Source organism: Holdemanella sp. (assembly GCF_056804935.1).
Genome location: NZ_DBMEXE010000169.1, coordinates 1 through 3,604, shown reverse-complemented (window position 1 = coordinate 3,604; position 3,604 = coordinate 1). Strand labels below are relative to the sequence as shown.

Below are 3,604 nucleotides of genomic sequence, written 5' to 3'. Positions count from 1 at the left end.
GGCTAACCCTATCGTCTATAATGTTCAGCGTGTTGCCCAACCTTATAAATTGACCAACCGTATGTTTCATCCAGAAGATACCATTGTAGATGTGAATGGCATTCAAATCGGTGGCAAAAAAATTGCGATGATTGCAGGTCCATGTTCTGTTGAGGGTGAAGACCAAATCTGTCGTATTGCCAGAGAAGTAAAAGCAGCCGGTGCTGATATGTTAAGAGGTGGCGCTTATAAGCCTAGAACAAGTCCATACGCATTCCAAGGTATGGGTACTGCAGGAATCATGGCCATGGTAAAAGCTAGAGAAGAAACAGGACTTCCTATTGTATCTGAACTAATGAGTGCAGAACATTTAGATGAATTCGTAGAGAATGTAGATATCATTCAGATTGGTGCACGTAATATGCAAAACTTTGATTTATTAAAAGCTGTAGGAAAAACGAAAAAACCAATTTTATTAAAGCGCGGTATGAGTGCTACGATTCAAGAATGGATCATGGCTGCTGAATACATTATGTCAGAAGGAAATCCAAACGTCATTTTCTGTGAACGTGGTATTCGTACATTTGAAACCTATACACGTAATACTTTGGATTTAAGTGTTGTACCCATCATTAAAGAAAGAACACACTTACCTATCATCATTGATCCAAGTCATGCTGCTGGTGATTATAAATTAATTGAATCCCTATCCCTTGCCGCTATTGCAGCTGGGGCTGATGGATTGATCATTGAAGTACATGACGATCCAGAAAATGCTTGGAGTGATGGTGCTCAAAGCTTAAAACCAAAACGTTATGCCGAACTTGTTGAAAAAGGAAAAGCCATCGCAAAAGTTATTGGAAGAGAGTTATAAGAAACTGCACACGCAGTTTCTTTTTATGTTAGAATATTTTGGGTGATACAATGAACAATCCTTATCCTTATTCAAATGACAATAAAAGATATCAAACCATTAATTATTATTTTCGCAATAAATACCATCAAAAAGTAGCGAAGATTCCATTAAATGCAGGCTTTACCTGTCCAAACCGTGATGGATTTAAAGGAACAGGAGGATGCACTTTCTGTTCAAGTATGGGCTCCGGTGATAGTATTTTATGTTTTGATGATTCTTTACAGAAACAATATCAAGAAGGCTTAAAGCGCATGCAAAACAAGTGGCCTGATTGTATTGGGTTTGCGTATTTTCAAAGTTATTCCAATACATATGCTCCACTACCTATCTTGAAGAAAATATATGACCCTTTCTTTAAAGATTCAGACATTCCTGGCGTTTCGATTGCGACTCGTGCTGATTGTTTAAATGATGAAATTATAGACTACTTAAATCAACAAGATAAGGAAGTCTGGCTAGAGTTAGGTCTTCAAAGCGTACATGAAAGCACCATGGAACGTTGTAATCGAAAACATTCAACACAAATCGTATTTGATTGGTTAGACAAATTAAAGGACACAAATATTAAAACATGTGTACATATTATCAATGGACTTCCTGGTGAAGCCAAACAAGACATGTTAGAAACTGTCAAACAGATTGCTAAACATCCTGTCGATGCGATTAAGATCCATATGCTGCACTTAATTAAAGGGACACAAATGGCTAAAGAATATGAAAAAGAACCATTTCATATTTTAACTTTAGAAGAATATGTCGATATTGTAGTCGATCAATTGGAGTTATTACCCCAAGAAGTCATCATTGAACGTTTAACAGGTGATGGAATTGCGAAAGATTTAATAGAACCAAAATGGACAATCAAGAAAACAATTGTGACAAATGAAATTGATAAGTTAATGGTAAAAAGAAATACGTGGCAAGGCAAACATGTCTAACCACGTATTTTTATTTTTATTTCAAATTTAAACAATAATATCTTTTCTTACCACGACGAATGATCACATAGTTAGATACATATGCTTGAGTAGAATCAATAACTAAAGTTTCATCATTGACTTTGACACCGTTTAAGCTAATGGAATTTCCTTTGATCCACTCTCTAGCTTCACGACGACTTGAAGCAATCTTAGCCTCCACTAAAACATCGATTAAAGTCTTTCCAGCTTCTTGATCTACTTTGTCCATGTTTTTAACCGCATCTAAACGTTGTTGTTCATCCAAATCATTGAGTTGACCTCTGAATAATGCGTTTGTGATTTTTAATGCCGATTCTAAACCTTCTTCACCATGTAAATCACGTACAACTTCTTCAGCCAATTTCTTTTGTGCCTCACGTCTTCCAGCATCTTCCTTTAAAGATACTTCTAAAGCATCAATTTCTTCTTTTGTTAGGAATGTTAATTTCTTTAAATATTCAATGACCTTTGAATCATCCGTGTTGAATAAGAATTGATATAATTCGTAAGGTGAAGTCTTTTTAGAATCCAACCAAACAGTTCCTGTTTCACTCTTACCAAATTTAGTTCCATCTGCCTTCGTGATCAATGGCATAGTCAATCCGTAACATTTCACATCAGCGCCACATTTTTTACGAATCAACTCTAGACCTGAAGTGATATTTCCCCATTGGTCCTGTCCACCAATCTGCATAGTACATCCTTTTGTCTGGTATAGATTTAAGAAGTCCAAAGATTGAAGGATCATATAAGAGAATTCTGTATAACTGATTCCTGAATCTAAACGTTTTTTAACAGTTTCTTTATTCAACATATAGTTTACGTTGAATAATTTTCCATAATCACGTAAAAAATCAATAATTGTGATATCTTTTGTCCAGTCTAAGTTATTCACCATGTCAAAGCCCCATAATTTAGAGATTTGTGCATGTAATGCATCATAGTTTGATTTTAAAACTTCTGGAGTCAACATACTTCTTTCTCCAGTGGCCTTTGGATCTCCAATAAATCCAGTGGCTCCACCCACCAACATAATTGGGTGGTGTCCATGTTTTTCTAAACGTTTTGCCATCAATAAAGATGAATAGTGTCCAATGTGCAAGCTATCTGCCGTTGGATCTGTACCAATATAGAATGTAACTTCCCCATTATTGATGACATCTTCTACTTCTTCACTTGTGACATTGTCAACTAAGCCACGCCATTTCAATTCTTCAAATAATTCCATTTTGTCCTCCCTGAAAATAAAAAAAATCGCCCTATAAGGACGATTGAATCGCGGTACCACCTTACTTCATACAAAAAATTTTGTATGCACTTAAACCTTTAACGCAGGTATACGTCAAAATTGAAGCTCCAAGGTGTATTCCACAGGTCTATTTGAAACTTTACACCAGCCAGTTTCTCTCTAAGAAATAGATAATCTGTGTACTCTTTCTTATCATAGCGCATTTATTATATCGAATCTAGAATCTAAACTCAACAAATATGTTTTAAATTGTTGTAAATTTTAAAAATAAATGGTTTACACGGCAAGATAAAGTTACCAATATATTCATGCACTACAGCATTAAAACCTCTTTTAAAATCAAAAACTCCATATCCCTCTTGTTCAGGTTCGAATAAACCACTAATACCATAGAAGTTATAGTACTCATACCCTTCTTCTATAGCTTCTTGAATCATATTCCAATGAATCGCATATGGTCCTCTAAAGACTCTTTGTTCATAATTACTTGATCCAACCAAA

Annotated in this window: 4 protein-coding genes and 1 other annotated feature; of the genes, 2 read left to right on the top strand and 2 right to left on the bottom strand. The window is 35.2% G+C overall.

Annotated elements, in window-relative coordinates; genetic code table 11:
* Window positions 1-853 (top strand): 3-deoxy-7-phosphoheptulonate synthase (aroF, locus tag ACZQCL_RS07560; RefSeq protein ID WP_482482565.1); only part of this gene is annotated, 853 nt, incomplete at its 5' end.
* Between the two features lie 50 nt (window positions 854-903).
* Complete coding sequence (gene mnmL, locus ACZQCL_RS07555) at window positions 904-1,833, top strand: tRNA modification radical SAM protein MnmL/YtqA (protein ID WP_482482563.1); 930 nt, start codon at window positions 904-906, stop codon at window positions 1,831-1,833.
* 16 nt (window positions 1,834-1,849) lie between these two features.
* On the opposite strand, the gene tyrS is transcribed toward mnmL, so the two are convergent.
* Both tyrS and ACZQCL_RS07545 read right to left on the bottom strand, forming a co-directional pair.
* Entirely contained in the window at window positions 1,850-3,082 is a 1,233-nt protein-coding gene (gene tyrS, locus ACZQCL_RS07550; protein WP_482482561.1) for a tyrosine--tRNA ligase, read from the bottom strand.
* A gap of 32 nt (window positions 3,083-3,114) precedes the next feature.
* Window positions 3,115-3,308, bottom strand: a binding site (T-box leader).
* 25 nt (window positions 3,309-3,333) lie between these two features.
* The coding region (locus ACZQCL_RS07545) for a peptidoglycan bridge formation glycyltransferase FemA/FemB family protein (RefSeq protein ID WP_482482559.1) at window positions 3,334-3,604 on the bottom strand (271 nt) is incomplete at its 5' end.